Annotated in this window: 14 protein-coding genes and 2 pseudogenes; 7 read left to right on the forward strand and 9 right to left on the reverse strand. The window is 58.6% G+C overall.

Translation table 11 applies throughout. The features are described 5' to 3' along the window. Window positions 1-23 precede the first annotated feature (23 nt). Window positions 24-935 carry a DMT family transporter gene (locus ACZ1HE_RS17005; RefSeq protein ID WP_472622684.1) on the reverse strand — a complete coding sequence of 304 codons (912 nt, stop codon included), beginning with the start codon at window positions 933-935 and terminating at the stop codon, window positions 24-26. A gap of 201 nt (window positions 936-1,136) precedes the next feature. Here ACZ1HE_RS17005 and ACZ1HE_RS17010 point away from each other — a divergent pair, with 201 nt between their 5' ends. Further along, window positions 1,137-2,150, forward strand: a complete 1,014-nt coding sequence (locus tag ACZ1HE_RS17010) for a hypothetical protein (RefSeq protein WP_472622686.1) — start codon at window positions 1,137-1,139, stop codon at window positions 2,148-2,150. Window positions 2,151-2,208: 58 nt separating this feature from the next. Here the strand turns inward: ACZ1HE_RS17010 and ACZ1HE_RS17015 are convergent, their stop codons facing one another. Beyond that, complete coding sequence (locus ACZ1HE_RS17015) at window positions 2,209-2,625, reverse strand: SPOR domain-containing protein (RefSeq protein WP_472624525.1); 417 nt, start codon at window positions 2,623-2,625, stop codon at window positions 2,209-2,211. Between the two features lie 550 nt (window positions 2,626-3,175). Here ACZ1HE_RS17015 and ACZ1HE_RS17020 point away from each other — a divergent pair. Beyond that, window positions 3,176-3,466, forward strand: coding sequence for a hypothetical protein (locus tag ACZ1HE_RS17020; RefSeq protein WP_472622688.1), 291 nt, complete (start codon window positions 3,176-3,178; stop codon window positions 3,464-3,466). Window positions 3,467-3,774: 308 nt separating this feature from the next. On the opposite strand, the gene upp is transcribed toward ACZ1HE_RS17020, so the two are convergent. The 6 genes and pseudogenes from upp to ACZ1HE_RS17050 form a co-directional block, all read right to left on the reverse strand. Then, window positions 3,775-4,407, reverse strand: a complete 633-nt coding sequence (upp, locus tag ACZ1HE_RS17025) for a uracil phosphoribosyltransferase (RefSeq protein ID WP_472622690.1) — start codon at window positions 4,405-4,407, stop codon at window positions 3,775-3,777. Continuing rightward, on the reverse strand, window positions 4,404-5,390 hold the full coding sequence (locus tag ACZ1HE_RS17030) for an adenosine deaminase (RefSeq protein WP_472622692.1): 987 nt from the start codon (window positions 5,388-5,390) through the stop codon (window positions 4,404-4,406). Before ACZ1HE_RS17030 ends, upp begins: the two co-directional genes overlap by 4 nt. Then, window positions 5,387-6,592 carry a phosphopentomutase gene (locus tag ACZ1HE_RS17035; RefSeq protein ID WP_472622694.1) on the reverse strand — a complete coding sequence of 402 codons (1,206 nt, stop codon included), beginning with the start codon at window positions 6,590-6,592 and terminating at the stop codon, window positions 5,387-5,389. Before ACZ1HE_RS17035 ends, ACZ1HE_RS17030 begins: the two co-directional genes overlap by 4 nt. Continuing rightward, a complete protein-coding gene (locus tag ACZ1HE_RS17040) occupies window positions 6,589-7,896 on the reverse strand; it encodes a thymidine phosphorylase (protein ID WP_472622696.1) in 1,308 nt (435 codons plus the stop codon). The genes ACZ1HE_RS17035 and ACZ1HE_RS17040 overlap by 4 nt, the downstream gene beginning before the upstream one ends. 3 nt (window positions 7,897-7,899) lie before the next feature. After that, entirely contained in the window at window positions 7,900-8,292 is a 393-nt protein-coding gene (locus ACZ1HE_RS17045) for a cytidine deaminase (protein WP_472622698.1), read from the reverse strand. A 131-nt stretch (window positions 8,293-8,423) separates the two neighbouring features. Beyond that, a pseudogene (locus tag ACZ1HE_RS17050) lies at window positions 8,424-9,509 on the reverse strand (cupin domain-containing protein). Here ACZ1HE_RS17050 and ACZ1HE_RS17055 point away from each other — a divergent pair. Together ACZ1HE_RS17055 and ACZ1HE_RS17060 are read left to right on the forward strand one after the other, a co-directional pair. After that, a complete protein-coding gene (locus ACZ1HE_RS17055) occupies window positions 9,454-9,603 on the forward strand; it encodes a hypothetical protein (protein ID WP_472624617.1) in 150 nt (49 codons plus the stop codon). The pseudogene ACZ1HE_RS17050 and the gene ACZ1HE_RS17055 overlap by 56 nt on opposite strands. Window positions 9,604-9,666: 63 nt before the next feature. Further along, window positions 9,667-11,941 (forward strand): annotated as a pseudogene (locus ACZ1HE_RS17060) (NADP-dependent malic enzyme). 51 nt (window positions 11,942-11,992) lie between these two features. On the opposite strand, the gene ACZ1HE_RS17065 reads toward ACZ1HE_RS17060, so the two are convergent. Next, a complete protein-coding gene (locus ACZ1HE_RS17065) occupies window positions 11,993-12,358 on the reverse strand; it encodes a glycine zipper family protein (protein ID WP_472622700.1) in 366 nt (121 codons plus the stop codon). Between the two features lie 422 nt (window positions 12,359-12,780). On the opposite strand from ACZ1HE_RS17065, the gene prpE reads away from it, so the two are divergent. The 3 genes from prpE (at window position 12,781) to ACZ1HE_RS17080 (ending at window position 17,894) form a co-directional block, all read left to right on the forward strand. Next, complete coding sequence (gene prpE / locus ACZ1HE_RS17070) at window positions 12,781-14,670, forward strand: propionate-CoA ligase PrpE (RefSeq protein ID WP_472622702.1); 1,890 nt, start codon at window positions 12,781-12,783, stop codon at window positions 14,668-14,670. Between the two features lie 207 nt (window positions 14,671-14,877). Continuing rightward, complete coding sequence (locus ACZ1HE_RS17075) at window positions 14,878-16,308, forward strand: amidase family protein (RefSeq protein ID WP_472622704.1); 1,431 nt, start codon at window positions 14,878-14,880, stop codon at window positions 16,306-16,308. Between the two features lie 26 nt (window positions 16,309-16,334). Next, entirely contained in the window at window positions 16,335-17,894 is a 1,560-nt protein-coding gene (locus ACZ1HE_RS17080) for a long-chain-fatty-acid--CoA ligase (protein WP_472622706.1), read from the forward strand. Window positions 17,895-18,456: the final 562 nt, after the last annotated feature.

Here is an 18,456-nt window from a genome sequence, read left to right on the forward strand (position 1 = left end):
ACGTCGCCGGGCAGGGAAAACCCTCAGGCCTTTGATCGAACGGCGATAATGCTGCCTGCCAATGCAATCAGGGCAATCCCAGCGATTTGCCAAATCCCCAACCCCTGCCCCAGCACGGCCCATGCAAAAACCGGCCCAAAGATCATCACTGAATACTCGAACACGGCAACATAAGAAGCCTCGCCCAGCTGATACGCCTTGATCAGCATAAAAACAGCGGTCACAGATCCCACGGCCTGAACCACGACCCATAAGATAGCATTTCCCATTGGCCAGACCCAACCGCGCGTAACAAACCCCGCAGGACCATCAACACTGTCCAAAGGAAAGAAATGCAGCACCGTGACACCCGCAATCCCCATAAGGCCAAGCGCGATGGTCATGCCCCCCAGAAGGGCAACGGTGCTTTCACCGCCACACAGGCTGCGGGTCGCAATGGCGGCAAGGGCATAGAAGAGGCCACCAATCACAGGAATCAAAATCTTCCAATCAAAATCCTGCGGATCAGGCTGCAAAACAAACAAGATGCCCGCAAAACCGATTGCTACTGCCAGAATACGCCAAGGGCCAATTTTCTGTCCCATGCCTAATCCCGTGATCAACAGGATAAAGATTGGTGACGTAAAAAGACCAGCCAGCGCCTGTGCGATCGGCATTAGGGCCAAAGCACTGAAATAAAACAGCATCGCAGTTGCGATCAAAAGGCTTCGCACCACGACAGCCCATGTTCGCTGAGCGCCGAATTGTCCCAAACCCACGACTGACATGAGCCAGACGATGGGTAACATCATCGACGAACGCACCACATGAAATTGCCAAAGGCCAATGTTCTCAGCCAGCCGCACAATAAAGTTGTCGATAACCCCGATCATGGCCATTGCAGCAACCATGAAGCACGCGGCTGCGATGGGGGAATTCTTGATACTTACCTGCATGTTAACCCGCTACCGTGAATACGCCTTCGTGACTGGTCTGCACGCGACGCTGACGGCTGTTTCCGACAGGCTTCGTCCTGAACACCCCAGTTGATCGTATTTTTCTTAAGCCAGTACCGCCTACAACACGCAAGCTGTTTGCCGCCGAGGTTGCGAACATGTTAGGTTGGTCACAACAAGAAACGAGCAGACCGCACGAGAATGACCGCTCTCAAGCAATATGAACGGATCGAAGCCACCGGTCTTTGGCGGCCTACGGCCGAGCAGCAACGCCGCGAGGTTGTTGTATCGATTGGTGATGCCACCTTGACGATTTCCGACTTCAATGACAGCGCACTGACCCATTGGTCGCTGGCTGCTCTTGTGCGCTTGAACCCCGGTGCATTTCCCGCAATCTATCACCCCGATGGCGACCCCGATGAGACATTGGAACTCGCTGAATCCGAAACGACCATGATCGAAGCTATCGAACGATTGCAACGGGCGATAGAACGCGCGCGGCCCCATCCCGGGCGTCTGCGCCTGGCCACTGTGCTGAGCATCGTATCCTTGCTTCTCGTTGTGCTTGTTTTCTGGTTGCCCGGTGCAATGAAACGGCACACCATCAGCGTGGTACCAGAGATCAAGCGGCAAGCCATAGGGCGCGCATTACTGGATCGCATTGAACGTGTCGGCGGTCCGGCTTGCCATCAACCTGACGCCGATCCAGTTCTGGAGCGGCTCGCGGACCGCACTGGTGTTGGCAAGTTGGCGGTGCTGCCTGATGGAATAGCCGACAGTCTCCACCTTCCCGGCGGCATTGTCCTGCTCAACCGGACTCTTATCGAAGATCACGAAGACCCGGCTGTTGCGGCTGGTTATGTCTTGGCCGAAAGGGCCCGCGCCGAACAGCAGGATCCCTTGGACGAGCTGTTGGATTTTGCTGGTGTCTGGCCGTCGTTTCGCTTGCTCACAACTGGTGAAATCGCGCCGAACGTCTTGGACAGCTACGCTGAACATGCTTTGGCCGTTTCCAGACCAGTTTTGGACGAAGACACTGTTTTGTCAGTTTTTGCGCAGGCAGCTATCCCGTCCACACCTTATGCCTATGCACGAGATGTCACCGGTGAAACCGTTTTGGGCTTGATCGAGGCAGACCCAATGGCAGGACGAACTCTGGAACCGGTACTACCTGATCGCGACTGGGTTTTGCTGCAAAGTATTTGCGGCGAATGAGCTCATGGAAAATGACCCATCGAATTGCTGGGTTGTTTTTAGGTACTACAAACTTTGCTTACTTCGTCAGTCGTGCCTTTGAGTAACCGGCACTTCGGATTCGATTGAGTGCCGAATTGGCTTGAGACTGGGAATTGAATGGTCCGACCAAAACGACCTTGTAAGTCCCGGAACCCTTTCGAACCGTTCCAACATTCAGCGGCAAGCCTGTACCTGACAGCGACTGCGCAGCTTGGCGCGCTGCTGCATCGCTCTGGTAAGCGGCGACTCTCACGTAGCGCGCATTGTTCGGAGCAGTTGGACCCGAACGAGTGGAATACGTTAACCGGGAAGGTCTAGAGGCCAGGTTCGTGTATGCGTCTTCACTGTTTTCAATCTGAATCACACGAGGGTTGGTGTCCACGGGCCTAAGTGTGCGCGGGACAGTTCGTTGCCAAATCAAATCGCTCTGAGCGTCGCCCTGAGCCGTCCGCATTGCACGGTTCGGATTTAAGCGATCGTCCTCTCGCTCAACAGCACGAAAGCCTGTTGGGGGTTCAAAGCTGCTGTAGGCAATCGCCGGACGCAAAGTCCGTTCGGCTCGATGCGGGTTCAGGCGATCATCTTTCCAAACAGGACGGTACCCTTTTGGAACAGATACATTGGTGGTGTTCTGCCGATTGTCATGTACATGACGAGGCAGAATCCGCGTGTCGAGAGAAACAGTGACGTTCGATTGATCTGGCGGTGTGGTCAAGCTGGAAGACTTGCGGCTTTTGCCTGATCCATAGGTGATCGGAGATTCCGTCTGTGGTCCGCAGCGGACACCCTTTTTGTTGATAAATTGCTGGCTGAACGTTGACGCATTGGAACATCCGCCACCCGTAGCCGCCGGAGCAGTACGTCTCGGAGCGACAACGGGCGCTGCAGTCGTTGTTGACGTAGTAGCCGGGCGTACCCGTGTCGTGGTCGTTTGAACCGGCTGTGTCGTTGCAGGACGAACTGTCGTTGTACGCGTCGTCGTCCGAACGGTCGGAGCCGCGGGTTTGGCGGCAGGTGTTGGCTTTGGCGACGAAAACAACGTTGGTTCCGGGCCTGGGCTTGGCTTGGCTCGTGTCGCCTTCCGCGTCTTGGTTTGGGTTTGTGTCGGCGCTTTGGCTGTTGTCTGGACTTTGGCCGTAGTTTGGGCTTGTGGTTTTGCTTTGGGCTTGGCTGGCGCAGTCGGCTTCGCTGTCGCTGCCGCAACAGGCGCCGCCGAAGGTTCAATTGTGATCAACTTGGGAGCAGCTGCCTGTTTTGGAGACGCTGTGCTGCTGGCCACCGCCGTGGGCTTGTAGCCGCAAACCTGCTGTCGGTTTCTCGAAACCCGCGGCACCCAGGTTACATTTCCGTCAATTCCAGCCCGGATGTAGATACACCCACGACTGTCGACGTATTGCTTGCCTTTATAGGACGCAGGTGGAAATTCCGCCGGAGGAGACGATTTTCGCAAGGTTTGAGCGTTCAAATTTGTCAAACCCACTGTTGCGACCATTATGGCGACTGCAATAACTCTTGTAATTCTCATGACTGCCCCCACAAGATGTGGAGGTAGGATGCCGTAAATAGGCTCTTGAGTAAAGCGTACAGTTGCCTCTGATTCGCCTTATTTTGTCCCGAACATCCGGTCGCCCGCGTCGCCAAGTCCCGGCATGATATAGCCTTTTTCGTTCAGTTCACGATCAAGCGAGGCTGTCACGATAGGAACATCGGGGTGCGCCTCTTTCATCCGGGCGACGCCTTCGGGCGCGGCCAGCAAGCACAGGAAGCGGATGTCGGTGGCGCCTGCGTTCTTGAGCAAATCAATCGCCGCGGCTGAACTGTTTCCGGTGGCCAGCATCGGATCAACCGCAATGACAAGGCGGTCTTTAAGGCTCTCTGGGGCTTTGAAGTAGTACTGAACCGGTTTGAGTGTCTCTTCGTCCCGATAAAGACCAACAAAGCCCACGCGAGCCGACGGGACAAGTTCCAGCACGCCGTCCAGCATACCGTTGCCTGCCCGCAGGATAGAAACCAGCGCCATCTTCTTGCCTGCCAGAATGGGGGCATCCATGGCCTCCATCGGAGTTTCGATGGACCGCGTGGTCATCGGGATTTCGCGTGTGATTTCATAGGCCAGAAGCTGCGTGATCTCGCGCAGAAGTTGCCGGAACACGGCGGTCGACGTACCCTTGTCTCGCATCAGCGTAAGTTTGTGCTGCACCAGCGGGTGGTCGACAACGGTCAGGTGGTCGCTCATGTCATCTCCAATCGTTTCTTAACCCGCGCGCGGGTATCTTCATCGCAGAATGCCGCCTCAAGCGCAGTGGCGTTGAGGGCGGAAAAATCCTGTTCTTTCCAGTCAAAGGCCTGCGCCAGCATCTCATATTCGCGGCGCATCGTCGTGTGAAAAAAGGGCGGATCGTCGGTAGAGACGGTCACTTTGACGCCTGCGTCGCGCAGCCGCGCAATCGGATGGGCCGCGAAATCTGGATAAAGACCCAGAACAACGTTTGAGCCCGGGCAAACCTCCAGCACCGTGCCGCGATCCTTGAGCTCGTGCACCAGGTCGGCATCTTCGATGGCACGCACGCCGTGGCCGACACGTTCAACCTTCAGGTCTCGCACCGCATCCCGCACGCTTTCTGGTCCGCCGAACTCACCTGCATGGGTGGTCAGCCGCAGCCCGGCCTCGCGGGCGCAATCAAAGCTCCAGCCGAAATCACCCTGACGGCCCACACCTTCGTTGCCGCCCATGCCAAAACCCACGATCCAGTCGCCCGCCGTTTCGGCCGCGCAGATGGCCGAGGCCTTGGCCTGCTCTGGCCCAAAGTGGCGCACACAAGTGACGACGCCGCGCAGTGTTATGCCCAGCTTGGTTTCCGCTTCATCCGCCGCATTCTGAATGGCGGCCAGATAGTCGCGCCATGCAGCCACGTCGCCGCCGCCGCAGAAATCGGGACTTAGAAAGGTCTCTGAATAGACCACACCGTTTGCGGCGCTTTCTTCCAGAATGGCCAGTGTCAGGCGGCGGAATTCCTCGGGTCCGGTCAGCACCTCGCTGGCGGCCTCATAGACGCTCAGGAAATGGGCGAAATCGCGAAAGTCGTACCCGCCATCGGGCTTGAAGATGCCGCTCAGGTCCATTTTCTTTTCATGTGCAAGCTGTCGGATAAAGGCCAGCGGCGCGGCCCCTTCGTGGTGCAGATGCAATTCTATTTTTGGCAAGTCAGCGACGTTCATAAGAAACTCCGCCCCGGTTCTTGCGCCGGGATGTTGAGGTGATGGGCGATACTGGCAGCAACGTCGGCAAAATCGACCTGACCAATCTTACCGCTGCCTAGGCCTGCGATCAGAACCGGCACCTGCTCGCGCGTGTGGTCGGTACCGATCCAGCTGGGGTCATTGCCGTGATCGGCAGTCAGGATCATGATATCACCGTCGCGCAGGTTTGGCAGGATGGCCCCGATCTGTCTGTCGAACCATTCCAAAGCGCGGGCATAGCCGCTGATGTCGCGACGGTGGCCGTAGAGGCTGTCGAATTCAACGAAATTTGCGAAGGTCAGGCTGCCATCTTCGGCGGTTTGGACCTTGTCAGACAGAGCCTGCATCAACTCGGCATCCGACCCTTTGGTCAGCGTGTCGATGCCCTGCATGGAAAAGATATCCCCGATCTTGCCGATGGCATGCACCGCGCGGCCTGCATCCTGTACCCAATTGGTCAGGATCGGCGCGGGCGGTGTAATGGCAAAATCCTTGCGATTGGTGGTTCGGGCAAATCCCCGCTCCGGAGAACCTGTGAAAGGCCGCGCGATAACGCGGCCCACTTTCATCTTGTGCAGCAACGGCGCCACGTCAGCACAAAGCAGCAGCAGGCGGTCGAGGCCAAATGTTTCCTCATGAGCTGCGATCTGAAACACGCTATCGGCCGAGGTATAGCAGATCGGCCAACCGCTGCGCATGTGATCGGCCCCGTGTTGGTCGATGATCACTGTGCCGCTGGCGTGGCAGTCACCCAAGATGCCATCGGTTCCCGCAGCCTGTGCCACGGCGCGGGCCAGGTCGACAGGAAACGCAGGCTGCGTGTCGGGGAAATAGTGCCAATCCCACGGCACTGGCAAACCCGCAAGCTCCCAATGGCCCGAGGGCGTGTCTTTGCCCAGGCTATGCTCGCGAGCGCACCCCCATTTGCCGGTGGTGGCTGCTCCCAGAACTCGTTCACCTGATGCGGCCTCGACTGCGTCGCCAAGGCCAAGCGCAACCAGATTTGGCAGTTTCAACGACCCGCTGCGCCCTTCTTCGGCCTGCCCTGCGGCGCAGGCCTGCGCGATATGCGCCAGTGTATTTGCGCCCGTGTCCGGCACATCGCCGTTAAAAAACTGGTCCGCATCCGGCGCGCCGCCAATGCCCACCGAATCCATCACCACAAGAAAGGCCCGTGTCATGCACCGATCCTTTCATGGATCAGGGGTGGCACGTCGGGCGCAGAGGCACTGAAGGTGATGGCCTTACGCAATGCGACCTCGGCCTGACGAGCTGCATCTTCGCGGCTGGCATGGATTACGGCCAGAGGTTCACCCTTGCTGATCTTGCCCCCCAAACGCACGACGTCGGACAGACCGACAGCCGGATCAATCTCGTCACTTTCTACCTGACGCCCGCCGCCCAAAGCTACAACCGCCAGCCCCAACGCCTCGCCATTGATGGCCGCGACATAGCCGCTCTCGCGGGCGGTCACCTCCTGGATCACATTGGCCTCTGGCAGGAAACGCGCCCAGTTATCGACGAACTGGACCGGGCCGCCGACGCTTGCGATCATGCGACCGAACCTTTCGGCCGCGCGGCCGTCGCGGATGATTTCGGCGATCTTTGCCGTGCCCTCTTCGATCGAGGCAGCCAGTCCGGCGTCCTTCAACAGAACGCCCCCCAGAGCCGACGAAAGCTCGGACAGCAGGCTCGCCTGTCCGCTGGTCAGCGCACGCATGATTTCGGCCACCTCCAACGCGTTGCCGAGCGAGCTTGCCAGCGGTTGGTTCATGTCAGTGATCACCGCCGAGGTACGGCATCCGGCGGCATTGGCGGTGTCGGCCAGTGCCGTGGCCAATGCCCGAGCCTCGTCCGGTGTCTTCATGAATGCGCCGCTGCCCACCTTGACGTCCAGCACCAGCGCATCGGGGCCGGCGGCGAGTTTTTTGGACAGGATCGAGGCGGTGATCAGATCGAGGCTCTCGACCGTCGCGGTTACATCGCGTATGGCATAGAGACGCTTGTCGGCAGGCGCAATCTGCGCCGTGGCACCAACAATAGCCGCGCCAACCTCGCCCACTATGTCAGCCAAACGCTCCTGGCCGACCTGGGTGGTCACACCGGGGATCGCTTCCATCTTGTCCAGCGTGCCACCGGTATGACCCAAACCACGGCCCGAAATCATCGGCACATAGGCCCCGCATTCGGCCAGTGCCGGGGCCAGCATCAGCGAGACGCAATCGCCCACGCCGCCAGTCGAATGCTTGTCGATCACCGGCCCGTCCAAATCCCAACCAAGTACATCGCCGCTGTCGCGCATGGCCAGCGTCAGCGCCGCGCGTCCCTCGGCCCCAAGCGCACCCATACAGACAGCCATGGCAAAGGCACCTGCCTGCGCATCGCTAACACCGCCATCGGCCAAACCTTGGGCAAACCAGCGAAGTTCGTCCGCGTCAGGCACATCATGGCGGCGCAGTTTTGCAATGATCGAGCGGGCATCCATGTATCAGTTGCCCTCCATGTGCTCGGAGCCAAAGGCACCGGGCAAAAGTTCTCCGATCGTCATGGATTTTTCGATACCGTCCTGAGAAGCCATGGTCACCACAACATCGGGCGACCCGAACTCGGAAAGCTTTTGACGACATCCACCACAGGGCGGCACTGGGAATGGACTGTCGGCCACCACATAGACCTCAGTCAGGCGGGTTTCGCCTGCGGCCACCATGGCGGCAATTGCTCCAGCCTCGGCACAGGTGCCTTCGGGGTAGGCTACGTTTTCGACGTTGCAGCCCGAATAAATGTTTCCATTTTGACCCAAAACAGCGGCGCCAACCTTGAAGTTTGAATAGGGCGCATAGGCCTTTTCGCGAACCTTGTTTGCGGCGTCTTTCAAGCTCATGGCGATTCCCCGAATTTTGATCATTTGGTCAGAGTACGACACCATAATCCGAATTGAAGGCAGAGGTGAAGGGGGCTCTGCCCCTGTCCCCGCGAGCCCTCGAGCGGGACATTTACGGTAAGAGGAAAAGGTCAGGCCAATGTCGTGTTGAACGTCCCGGGCAGCGTCACTTCGAGCAGTTCGACGTCTACACTTGGTTCGGACAGGCGGGTCTTCATTCCGGGCGGAATGACAAAGGCGTCGCCCTGCTCCAGGGCAAATGGCTCGCGGCCCTCCCCCTCCAGCGTGAGGGTGCCGTTCATCACAAAGGTAAAGTGGATATCGGTGTCATGGCTGGCCCAATGCGGCGCGCCCTCGCCCCGGCGGACGACCTGCACACCGGCAACGCCTTTGGTATTTTCGGCAATCGTCGTGTCGCGGCAGACATAGCCCGGCAATCGGAACGGAACCCATTCGGCCCCTGCTGCACAGTTATAGACAAAACGCTGACCGTCCCATTCCCGATCCGGGCGGTAGTGCGGCGTGGGCAGTTGCATGTCGTGATCAATCTCGGTTACATGCTCGGCCGGGACGCCGATTTCGATAACCTGGACGTTGTCGCTCGCTTCAAGCACGCGGTGGCGGATTTCGGGGGTTGGATGAAACAATCACCCGCTGTCAGCCGCATCTTGTCGCCTTGATCCTCGTAGACGACATCAACCCAACCATGGATGCAAAAGATCAGCTGAAAACCCACTTTGTGAAAATGCACCATGTCCGGCACCGGCCCGCCATCGGGAATGCGTATGTGACTGGCGATGATCGAGCCACCCAGACGGTCGGGCACCAGATCGCGGTAATGCATGCCTGCTCGACCAATGATCCAGGGCGCTTGATCCTTGAGGCGGCGGACAACAAACGAATGCACCGTTTCGGGCATCACCATCGGTGGATTGCGCTCTTCGATCTCGATCACTGTGCCGTTTGGGGCGATCAAACGGCGGTCGCCGCCTGCAAACTCGTCCGGTGCGTCGGTCAGGATTCGGATCGTTCCAGTGCGCTTCGGCGGCGTCTTTTTCCACCCGCAGCCGCAACCCATGCCCAGAGAAAACAGCCGTGCGCGGATCGTCGGCGGGATATATGGAATCCATCCGCATCCCAAGCGTCTTGGTAAAAAACGGGATGTCATCGCGCAACTCTTTGGTTGGCAAGCGCATTTCAGCTATGGTGTCAGACATTGGCTCTCTCTCCTCTGGCGCGGACAGTGCCGCTGCGTTGGCAGATTTGCAAGAAGTCGCCTGCGACAGGATTTCCCTGTCGTTGGATGCCTGACGGGGTTTCCCCAACGTCAAAAATAGTTTAACGCTAAACTAAATTTCCGGAGGAGTGTTTCATATGTCCGACAACCAGAGCCAGCGGCAGGCCGCATTGGACTATCACGAGTTTCCCAAACCCGGAAAACTAGAAATCAAGGCGACGAAACCGATGGCCAATGGTCGTGATTTGGCACGCGCCTATTCACCCGGCGTAGCCGAGGCCTGTATCGAGATCAAGGAAGACCCGGCAACAGCGTCCCGCTATACCGCGCGTGGAAATCTGGTTGCGGTCGTATCGAATGGAACGGCAGTTCTGGGCTTGGGCAACATTGGGGCTCTGGCTTCGAAGCCGGTCATGGAGGGCAAGGCCGTCCTGTTCAAGAAGTTCGCCAACATCGATTGCTTTGACATCGAGGTGGACGAAAGCGATCCGGAAAAGCTGGCCGATATCGTCTGCGCCCTTGGGCCGACCTTTGGAGCGATTAATCTCGAGGACATCAAGGCGCCTGATTGCTTCATCGTGGAAAAGCTCTGTCGCGAGCGAATGAACATTCCGGTCTTTCATGATGACCAGCACGGCACTGCGATTGTTGTTGGCGCGGCCGCCAAGAACGCGCTGCACGTGGCGGGCAAACGGTTCGAGGATATCAAGATCGTCTCGACCGGTGGTGGCGCGGCGGGCATCGCCTGCCTGAACATGCTGCTGAAGCTAGGTGTGAAGCGCGAAAATGTGTGGCTTTGCGACATTCACGGGCTGGTCTACGAGGGCCGGACCGAAGACATGAACCCGCATAAGGCGGCGTTTGCCCAAGCCTCGGACTTGCGGACGCTGGATGACGTGATTGACGGTGCCGACCTGTTCCTTGGGCTGTCCGGCCCCAATGTGCTCAAGCCCGAAATGGTGCAGAAGATGGCCGATCGTCCGATCATCTTTGCCCTCGCTAACCCGACGCCGGAAATCTTGCCCGAAGACGCCCGCAAAGTAGCCCCCGACGCCATCATTGCCACGGGTCGCAGCGATTTTCCCAATCAGGTCAATAACGTCCTCTGCTTCCCCTTCATCTTCCGTGGCGCGCTGGACGTGGGCGCTACCGAGATCAACGACGAAATGCAGATCGCCTGTGTCGACGGCATCGCCGAGCTGGCCCGCGCCACCACCAGCGCCGAAGCTGCCGCCGCCTACAAGGGCGAACAACTGACCTTCGGCGCAGATTATCTGATCCCCAAACCATTTGACCCACGTCTGGTGGGCGTCGTGTCATCTTCGGTCGCCAAGGCAGCGATGGAAAGCGGCGTCGCAAAATGGCCCATCGAGGACCTGGAAGCATATAAAGAACAACTAAACCAAACAGTGTTCAAATCAGCCCTGCTTATGAGGCCGGTGTTCGAAGCTGCGGCGGCAGCCTCGCGCCGGATTGTCTTTGCTGAGGGCGAAGATGAACGCGTGCTGCGCGCGGCCCAAGCGATCCTTGAAGAGACCACAGAAACACCGATCCTGATCGGTCGTCCCGAGGTTATCGAAGCTCGCTGTGAACGCCTTGGCCTGTCCGTCCGACCCGGGCAGGACTTCCAGATCGTAAACCCGGAGAATGACCCACGCTACTATGAATACTGGAATTCGTACCACGAGCTAATGCAGCGGCGTGGCGTTTCGCCTGACCTGGCCAAGGCGATCATGCGCACCAATTCCACCGCCATTGGAGCGATCATGGTGCACCGAGGCGATGCCGACAGCCTGATCTGCGGCACCTTTGGCGAATATCGCTGGCATCTGAACTATGTCGAACAGGTTTTGGGCAATGGCAACCTGCATCCGCATGGGGCGCTGTCTCTGATGATCCTTGAAGATGGGCCACTGTTCATAGCCGACACCCATGTGCGCCAATTGCCCACGCCCGAAGAACTGGCCGAGATCACCATTGGTGCTGCCCGTCACGCCCGCCGCTTTGGCGTCGAACCCAAGATCGCCTTTTGCTCGCAATCCCAGTTCGGCAATCAGGCCGAGGGGTCAGGTAAGCGCCTACGCGAGGCCATCGCTCTGCTGGACGCGGAAGCACGGGATTTCATGTATGAGGGCGAGATGAACCTGGATGCCGCGCTGGATCCCGAGTTGCGCCAGCGGATTTTTCCAAACTCGCGTCTGCAAGGTGAAGCGAATGTGCTGATTTTTGCCCATGCGGATGCGGCCAGTGGCGTGCGCAACGTGCTCAAAATGAAAGCCGACGGTATCGAGGTCGGCCCAATCCTGATGGGGATGGGCAACAAGGCCCATATCGTTTCCCCGTCTATCACCGCGCGCGGGCTGCTCAATATGGCCGCCATCGCTGAGCACACCAGTGAACCAATACGGGTAAGACAATCGGGCGCTCTGACCGAGGTAAGGGAACTCAGAGCGCCCGACCTGATCAGCCGATGACGCGGTGCCCACGGCCCTGCATGCAGTTGATCAAGACCTGACGGCGCGCTTCGTCTTCCTGATAGCTTCCTTCGGCAGCTCCAAGTAGCCCGCCGATCGCGGCCCCGGCAAGGGCCCCTTCCGTGCTTTCGCCGCTGGCTGAAGTCAGTCCACCAATCACGGCACCAGACACTGCGCCGCCCCCAATGGCACCCGCCTGTTGCTGCGGGTTATAGTTCGCGGCCAAGGCACGACATTCGATTTCGTCTTGCCCGAAGTTGGCATTCCGGGTGCCATCCACAGCCAATGGCCGAGATGTGGGGTAACCGCCACATGCCGCCAACCCCAACAGCGCGGCAAACACAATCTTACGCATATTTCTGGTCTTTCTTTGTGGGCGCCGTCCGCTTTGATAGCGATCAGGCCCATGTCCTTGGAAACAGGGACTTCCCTGTCGCCCCCCACATATGCGCTCCACTTTTACAATCAATAACGACAATAAATAATTCTCGGATAGCCCCGGCACTCTGGCAAGTATCCGCCAAGGGGCCTCGAGATCTTCTCGGGCCCTAACAGATTCAATGCAGTCAATTGGCCGCGCAATTTTATGACTTTGCAAAATTAGCAAAGCCTGCATGAAATGCTTAGCGAAATGAGGGATTTGCAAAAATTTGCAGTATTTTTTCGAACTATCTGCAAATTTGTTGCGGTAATCTGACGCTGCGTTCCTCTATTTTCTTGCTCCTCTGCCCGCGCCAAGCGTAACACATTCGCCAAGCCTAAAGTGAGGAGGACGCCGTGGCCTATCAGGACGTATACGACAGCTGGAAACAGGACCCCGAAGCTTTTTGGCTTGAGGCTGCCAAGGGCATCGATTGGGTCGAGGCCCCGACACAGGCGCTCAACGATACCAATGCTCCACTCTATGAATGGTTCACCGATGCCAAGGTCAACACCTGCTGGAACGCAGTTGACCGCCACGTTGAGGCCGGTCGCGGTGAGCAGACGGCCATCATCTACGACAGCCCGATTACCCACACCAAGCGCGAGATTTCTTACGTCGAGCTGCGCAATCGTGTGGCGACTCTTGCCGGTGCCCTGCGCGCCAAGGGTATCGAAAAAGGCGATCGGGTCATCATCTACATGCCGATGATCCCCGAAGCCCTTGAGGCAATGCTGGCCTGTGCCCGTCTAGGTGCTGTGCATTCGGTGGTGTTTGGTGGCTTTGCCAGCAACGAACTGGCCGTACGCATCGACGACGCCAAACCAAAGGCGATCATCGCCGCCTCTTGCGGAATGGAGCCGGGCCGAGTGGTCCACTACAAACCGCTCCTTGACGGCGCCATCGAGCTTGCCGACCACAAGCCCGACTTCTGTGTGATCTTTCAACGTGAACAAGAGGTGGCCCAACTGATCGAAGGCCGCGACTACAACTGGCACGGCTTCCAGTACGGTGTAGAACCCGCCGAATGCGTCCCGGTTGAAGGCAACCACCCTGCCTATATCCTCTACACATCGGGCACCACCGGTGCGCCAAAGGGTGTATTGCGTCCAACCGCCGGTCATCTGGTGGCGCTGAACTGGACGATGAAGAACATCTACAACGTCGATCCCGGCGATGTGTTCTGGGCCGCCTCAGACGTGGGCTGGGTCGTGGGGCATTCCTACATCTGCTACGGCCCGCTGATCCACGGCAACACCACGATCGTGTTCGAAGGCAAACCCGTGGGCACACCCGATGCCGGCACCTTCTGGCGAGTGATTTCCGAGCATAAGGTCAAGAGCTTCTTCACCGCGCCAACGGCCATTCGCGCTGTTAAGCGCGAGGATCCCAAGGGTGAATTGATCGGCGATTACGACATCTCGTGTCTCAAGGCGCTGTATCTGGCGGGAGAGCGCGCTGACCCCGATACAATCGTCTGGGCACAAAACGCGCTTAAAGTGCCAGTGATCGACCACTGGTGGCAAACTGAAACAGGATGGACGATCGCTGGTAACCCATTGGGGATCGAAGAACTGCCGACCAAACTAGGCTCGCCCGCGAAACCGATGCCCGGCTATGACGTACAGATCCTGGACGAAGGCGGTCACCAGATGAAGGCCGGAGAGCTTGGCGCAATTGCAGTCAAACTGCCCCTGCCCCCGGGCACCTTGCCGGGTCTTTGGAATGCCGAAGAGCGGTTCAAGAAATCCTACTTGCAGCAGTTCCCCGGCTACTATGAAACGGGTGATGCGGGCATGATCGACGAGGACGGGTATCTCTACATCATGGCGCGCACCGATGACGTTATCAACGTCGCGGGCCACCGCCTGTCGACGGGCGGCATGGAAGAGGTTCTGGCAGGCCACCCAGACGTCGCAGAATGCGCTGTGATCGGCGTGACGGATCAGCTCAAGGGCCAGATGCCGGTTGGCTTTCTCTGCCTCAACGCAGGCGCAGGCCGCGACCACGGCGAGGTGGTGACCGAGGTGGTCAAGCTGGTGCGCGAGAAAATCGGACCGGTCGCGGCCTTCAAGCTGGCGGTTGTTGTGGACCGGCTGCCCAAGACCCGCTCGGGCAAGATCCTGCGCGGCACGATGGTGTCGATTGCCGATGGCAAGGACTACAAGATGCCCGCCACCATCGACGATCCGGCGATCCTGGACGAGATCAAGATGGCGTTGCAAACCATCGGCTACGCTGCCTAACCGGCGGAGCCGCGCCGGGCCGCAGGCCCGGCGCCCGGCCCAACGCTTCTGGGGGCGCATCTTTGATGCGTACCCAAGGGGCGGGAGTGCTCCCATCCCGACACCACATTTCCTGAATCGCGATCCTCCGAAAAATGACGCTGCGGCGCCCATGGTTTCACTTGCCTTCTCCTGACCTGCGCCTAACCTGCGGTCGGGAGATTTTTCATGACCGAAACCGACACTTGGCGCCTCAGCGCCTCTGAAACCGTTGCCCGTACCACGACTGGCGATCTGAGCGCCGAGGCAGCCATCGACGCCGCCCTGACCCGCATGGATGCGGTCAACCCGAACCTAAACGCGGTGGTGGTGTCCTGCGCCGACGATGCCCGTGCGCGCGCTCTTGACCTTGATAAGGCTCGTGCCGCGGGTAACCCCACTGGCCCGCTGCACGGTGTGCCCGTCACCATCAAGATCAACGTCGACCAGACTGGCTATGCCAGCAGCAACGGCGTGCCCGCGCTCAAAGACTTGATCGCTCCCGACGACGCGCCCTTGGTGCGCCATTTGCAGGACGCAGGCGCTGTCATCATCGGTCGAACAAATACGCCCGAGTTCAGCTTTCGCGCCGACACCGACAACCCGCTGCACGGTCGGACCCACAACCCCTGGGGTAAACACGTCTCTCCCGGCGGCTCATCAGGCGGTGCGGGGTCGTCCCTTATGGCCGGCATAGGCGCGCTGGCCCATGGCAACGACATCGGCGGCTCGCTGCGCTTTCCCGCAGCCGCCAATGGTGCCGTCACTGTCAAACCCGGTCTGGGTCGCGTCCCCGCCTGGAACCCCAGCCAAACAGCCGAACGAGGTATGCTGGCCCAATCCATGTCCGTACAGGGCCTTATCTGCCGCACGGCAGAGGACCTGCATCTGGCCATGCCTACAATGATCCAATCCGACGCCCGCGACCCCTTTCACGTACCTCTGCCCTGGCGTGGAGAGGCCTTTGAGGGCCCAATCAAGGTCGGCTTTACCAAAGAAACCTATGAATTCGACCTGCACCCCGAAGTGTCCCGTGCTCTCGACATGGCCCGCGATGCGCTCACAGACGCAGGTTACCAGGTGGTCGAGATCGACCCGCCCCACCTGCGCGACTGCGGCATGGACGGCTATCGCACTTTGATGGGTGAGGTACTGGCCCTGATGGGGCCAGACATCGAAAAACACGGCTCGCCCACCATTCGCGCGATTTTTGACGAGTATTTCAACCAGTTCACCCCCTACAAGGATACTGACATCCTGCGGATGATGGCCAAGCGAACCTTCTACGCGCGCGAATGGTCTCTGTTTCAGGAAGAGTACCCGCTGGTACTCTGCCCGTTCTTGCCGCAGCCCTTTTTTGCGCCCGACCGCGACACTCAAGGTGCCGAAGGCGTGCGCGAGGTTCTGGGCTCGGCGCTCTGGTCCTATTCCATGAATTACATGGGTCTGCCCGCGGCCTGCGTGCCGACCCACGTGGCCGAACTGCCGCAAGGACCACAGCCCATGAGCGTGCAGATCGTCGCCCGCCGATGGCGCGAAGACCTGGCCGTGGACGCCAGCGCCGCCATTGAGGCTCGCGTGGGCCGCATGTGCGACCTGCTCTGGCAACGCATGAGCTGATCAAGACTAGTTAAGGGAGGAAAGACATGCAGATCACATCCGTGCTGCGCCGCGCCGTACAGGTGAACCCAAAGGGCACTGCTACCGTTTTCAAAAACCGCTCGCAAAGCTGGTCGGAACTGCTGGATCGGGTTCAGCGACTGGCCGGGGCCTTGCAAAACTTGGGCATGAAACCCGGCGATCGTGTCGCGCTCTTGTCTCTGAATTCGGACCGCTTCATCGAATACTTCTTTGCTACCGTCTGGGGTGGCGGTGCGATGATGCCGATGAACATCCGATGGGCGCCTGCGGAGTGCGCTTATGCTTTGAATGACGCAGGCGCCGAGATCCTTCTTGTCGACGATGCCTTTGCCGCTGCCGCCCCGACTATTCAGGCGCAAGTTCCTGGCCTCAAGACGCTCGTATTCTGCGGCGATGGCGACACGCCCGAAGGCATGGTGAATTACGAAGATATCATTGCCGCCGCCGCACCCGTCGCGGACGCTGATCGCAGCCACGATGATCTGGCGGGCATCTTCTATACCGGCGGCACGACAGGTTTTCCCAAAGGTGTGATGCTGTCGCAGACCAATTTCTACGTCAGCGGCATCTCGAACGCGCAAGAGCTCAAGGTGGTGGATGGCACGGTTTATCTGCATGCCGCGCCAATGTTCCACATCGCCGACCTTCTGTGGTTCATGGCCGTCACCTTTGTCGCCGGCACCCATGTTGTGATCCCAATGTTCACGCCGGATGACACGCTTGAGGCAATCGAGACACACCGCCCCACGCATACGTTGCTGGTGCCGGTGATGCTGCAAATGATGCTCGCCTCGCCGACGCTGGCAGAGACCGACATCTCATCTCTCGAACTTATCGGTTATGGCGCGTCGCCCATCACCGAGGCCACTCTAGCGGATGCCTTCAAGGCCTTCCCAAATGTCGCGTTCATGCAAGCCTTTGGCCAGACCGAACTCAGCCCGGTTGCCACAGTTCTCGACAGTAAATACCACACACTGGATGGGCCTTTTGCGGGCAAGCTGCGCTCGGCCGGGCGCGCGACGTGTGTGTGTGAGATAAAGATCGTAGGCAAAGACGGGCAGGCCTTGCCCACTGGAGACATCGGTCAAATCGCGGTGAAAGGTCCGATTACCATGTTGGGCTATTGGAACAAACCTGATGTGACGGCTGAGACCATCCGCGACGGGTGGGTCATGACCGGGGACGCCGGATACATGGATGACGAGGGATTCGTCTTTCTGATGGACCGCGTAAAAGACATGATCGTCTCCGGCGGTGAAAACGTCTATTCGGCCGAGGTTGAAAATGCACTCGCTCAGCATCCAGCTGTTGCCACCAGTGCGGTGATTGGCATCCCGTCAGAACAATGGGGCGAAGGTGTGCATGCCATTGTGATCCTCCACCCAGAGGCGCAGGCAACCTCCGAGGAATTGATGGCCCATTGTCACGGCTTGATCGCGGGGTACAAATGCCCTCGCAGCATCGATTTCAGAACGGAACCTTTCCCGCTTTCTGGGGCAAACAAAGTGCTGAAGACAGAGCTGCGCAAACCTTATTGGGAAGGGCGCGACAGGCAGATCTCGTAGTAGCGACGTAGATTTACCTCATCTGATCGATTCAGACATCGTCAGCCACACTCAGCGGAAGGAAATGTTTCGTCGAAACGTTGACGACAGGCTGGAACACCCTGGGTCTGCCACAAGAGACTTAGACTGCCCCGACAACACAGATCGCCAAGTATCGAGCTGCTGAACCAGAAGTTGTCGAATGTCGGGAAGTTGTACCCGGAAATTGCCCTGCCGCCGATGTTGGCGACAGGGCGGATAATACTGAAACATGCTGGTAGGGCATGGTGTGCGAACGCGACAGGTGTCGCGTTCGCGTTTTGCGTACCAATGCAAACTCTTGAAAACATGGTACAACAATTCGCACCACTCGATGTGCGTGTCGCTACACCCAACCTGACTTCAAGGTACTCGGGCGTGCCCCGCATGACTGTGAGTTTGTTCACAGAAACACAAACAAATCGCTAAAACATGCCGTTTAGGCTTAAAAAACTGTGCGTAAGCAATGTGTCGATAGTGCGCAAATCTGCCAAGCTGATTTGCGCACTATGGGTCGACCTCGCACTTAAACGGGTGTGACGAA

It is taken from the genome of Falsiruegeria sp. JB4-1 (assembly GCF_055693495.1).

Bases quoted from the DNA above. Each gene is read 5' to 3' on its own strand.
- ACZ1HE_RS17010 (WP_472622686.1), top strand. From the start codon at position 1,137: ATGACCGCTCTCAAGCAATATGAACGGATCGAAGCCACCGGTCTTTGG.
- ACZ1HE_RS17055 (WP_472624617.1), top strand. From the start codon at position 9,454: ATGTCATCGCGCAACTCTTTGGTTGGCAAGCGCATTTCAGCTATGGTG.
- ACZ1HE_RS17035 (WP_472622694.1), bottom strand. From the start codon at position 6,592: ATGACACGGGCCTTTCTTGTGGTGATGGATTCGGTGGGCATTGGCGGC.
- ACZ1HE_RS17040 (WP_472622696.1), bottom strand. From the start codon at position 7,896: ATGGATGCCCGCTCGATCATTGCAAAACTGCGCCGCCATGATGTGCCT.
- ACZ1HE_RS17030 (WP_472622692.1), bottom strand. From the start codon at position 5,390: ATGAACGTCGCTGACTTGCCAAAAATAGAATTGCATCTGCACCACGAA.
- ACZ1HE_RS17065 (WP_472622700.1), bottom strand. From the start codon at position 12,358: ATGCGTAAGATTGTGTTTGCCGCGCTGTTGGGGTTGGCGGCATGTGGC.
- ACZ1HE_RS17015 (WP_472624525.1), bottom strand. From the start codon at position 2,625: ATGCGGACGGCTCAGGGCGACGCTCAGAGCGATTTGATTTGGCAACGA.
- ACZ1HE_RS17075 (WP_472622704.1), top strand. From the start codon at position 14,878: ATGACCGAAACCGACACTTGGCGCCTCAGCGCCTCTGAAACCGTTGCC.
- ACZ1HE_RS17080 (WP_472622706.1), top strand. From the start codon at position 16,335: ATGCAGATCACATCCGTGCTGCGCCGCGCCGTACAGGTGAACCCAAAG.
- ACZ1HE_RS17005 (WP_472622684.1), bottom strand. From the start codon at position 935: ATGCAGGTAAGTATCAAGAATTCCCCCATCGCAGCCGCGTGCTTCATG.
- upp (WP_472622690.1), bottom strand. From the start codon at position 4,407: ATGAGCGACCACCTGACCGTTGTCGACCACCCGCTGGTGCAGCACAAA.
- ACZ1HE_RS17045 (WP_472622698.1), bottom strand. From the start codon at position 8,292: ATGAGCTTGAAAGACGCCGCAAACAAGGTTCGCGAAAAGGCCTATGCG.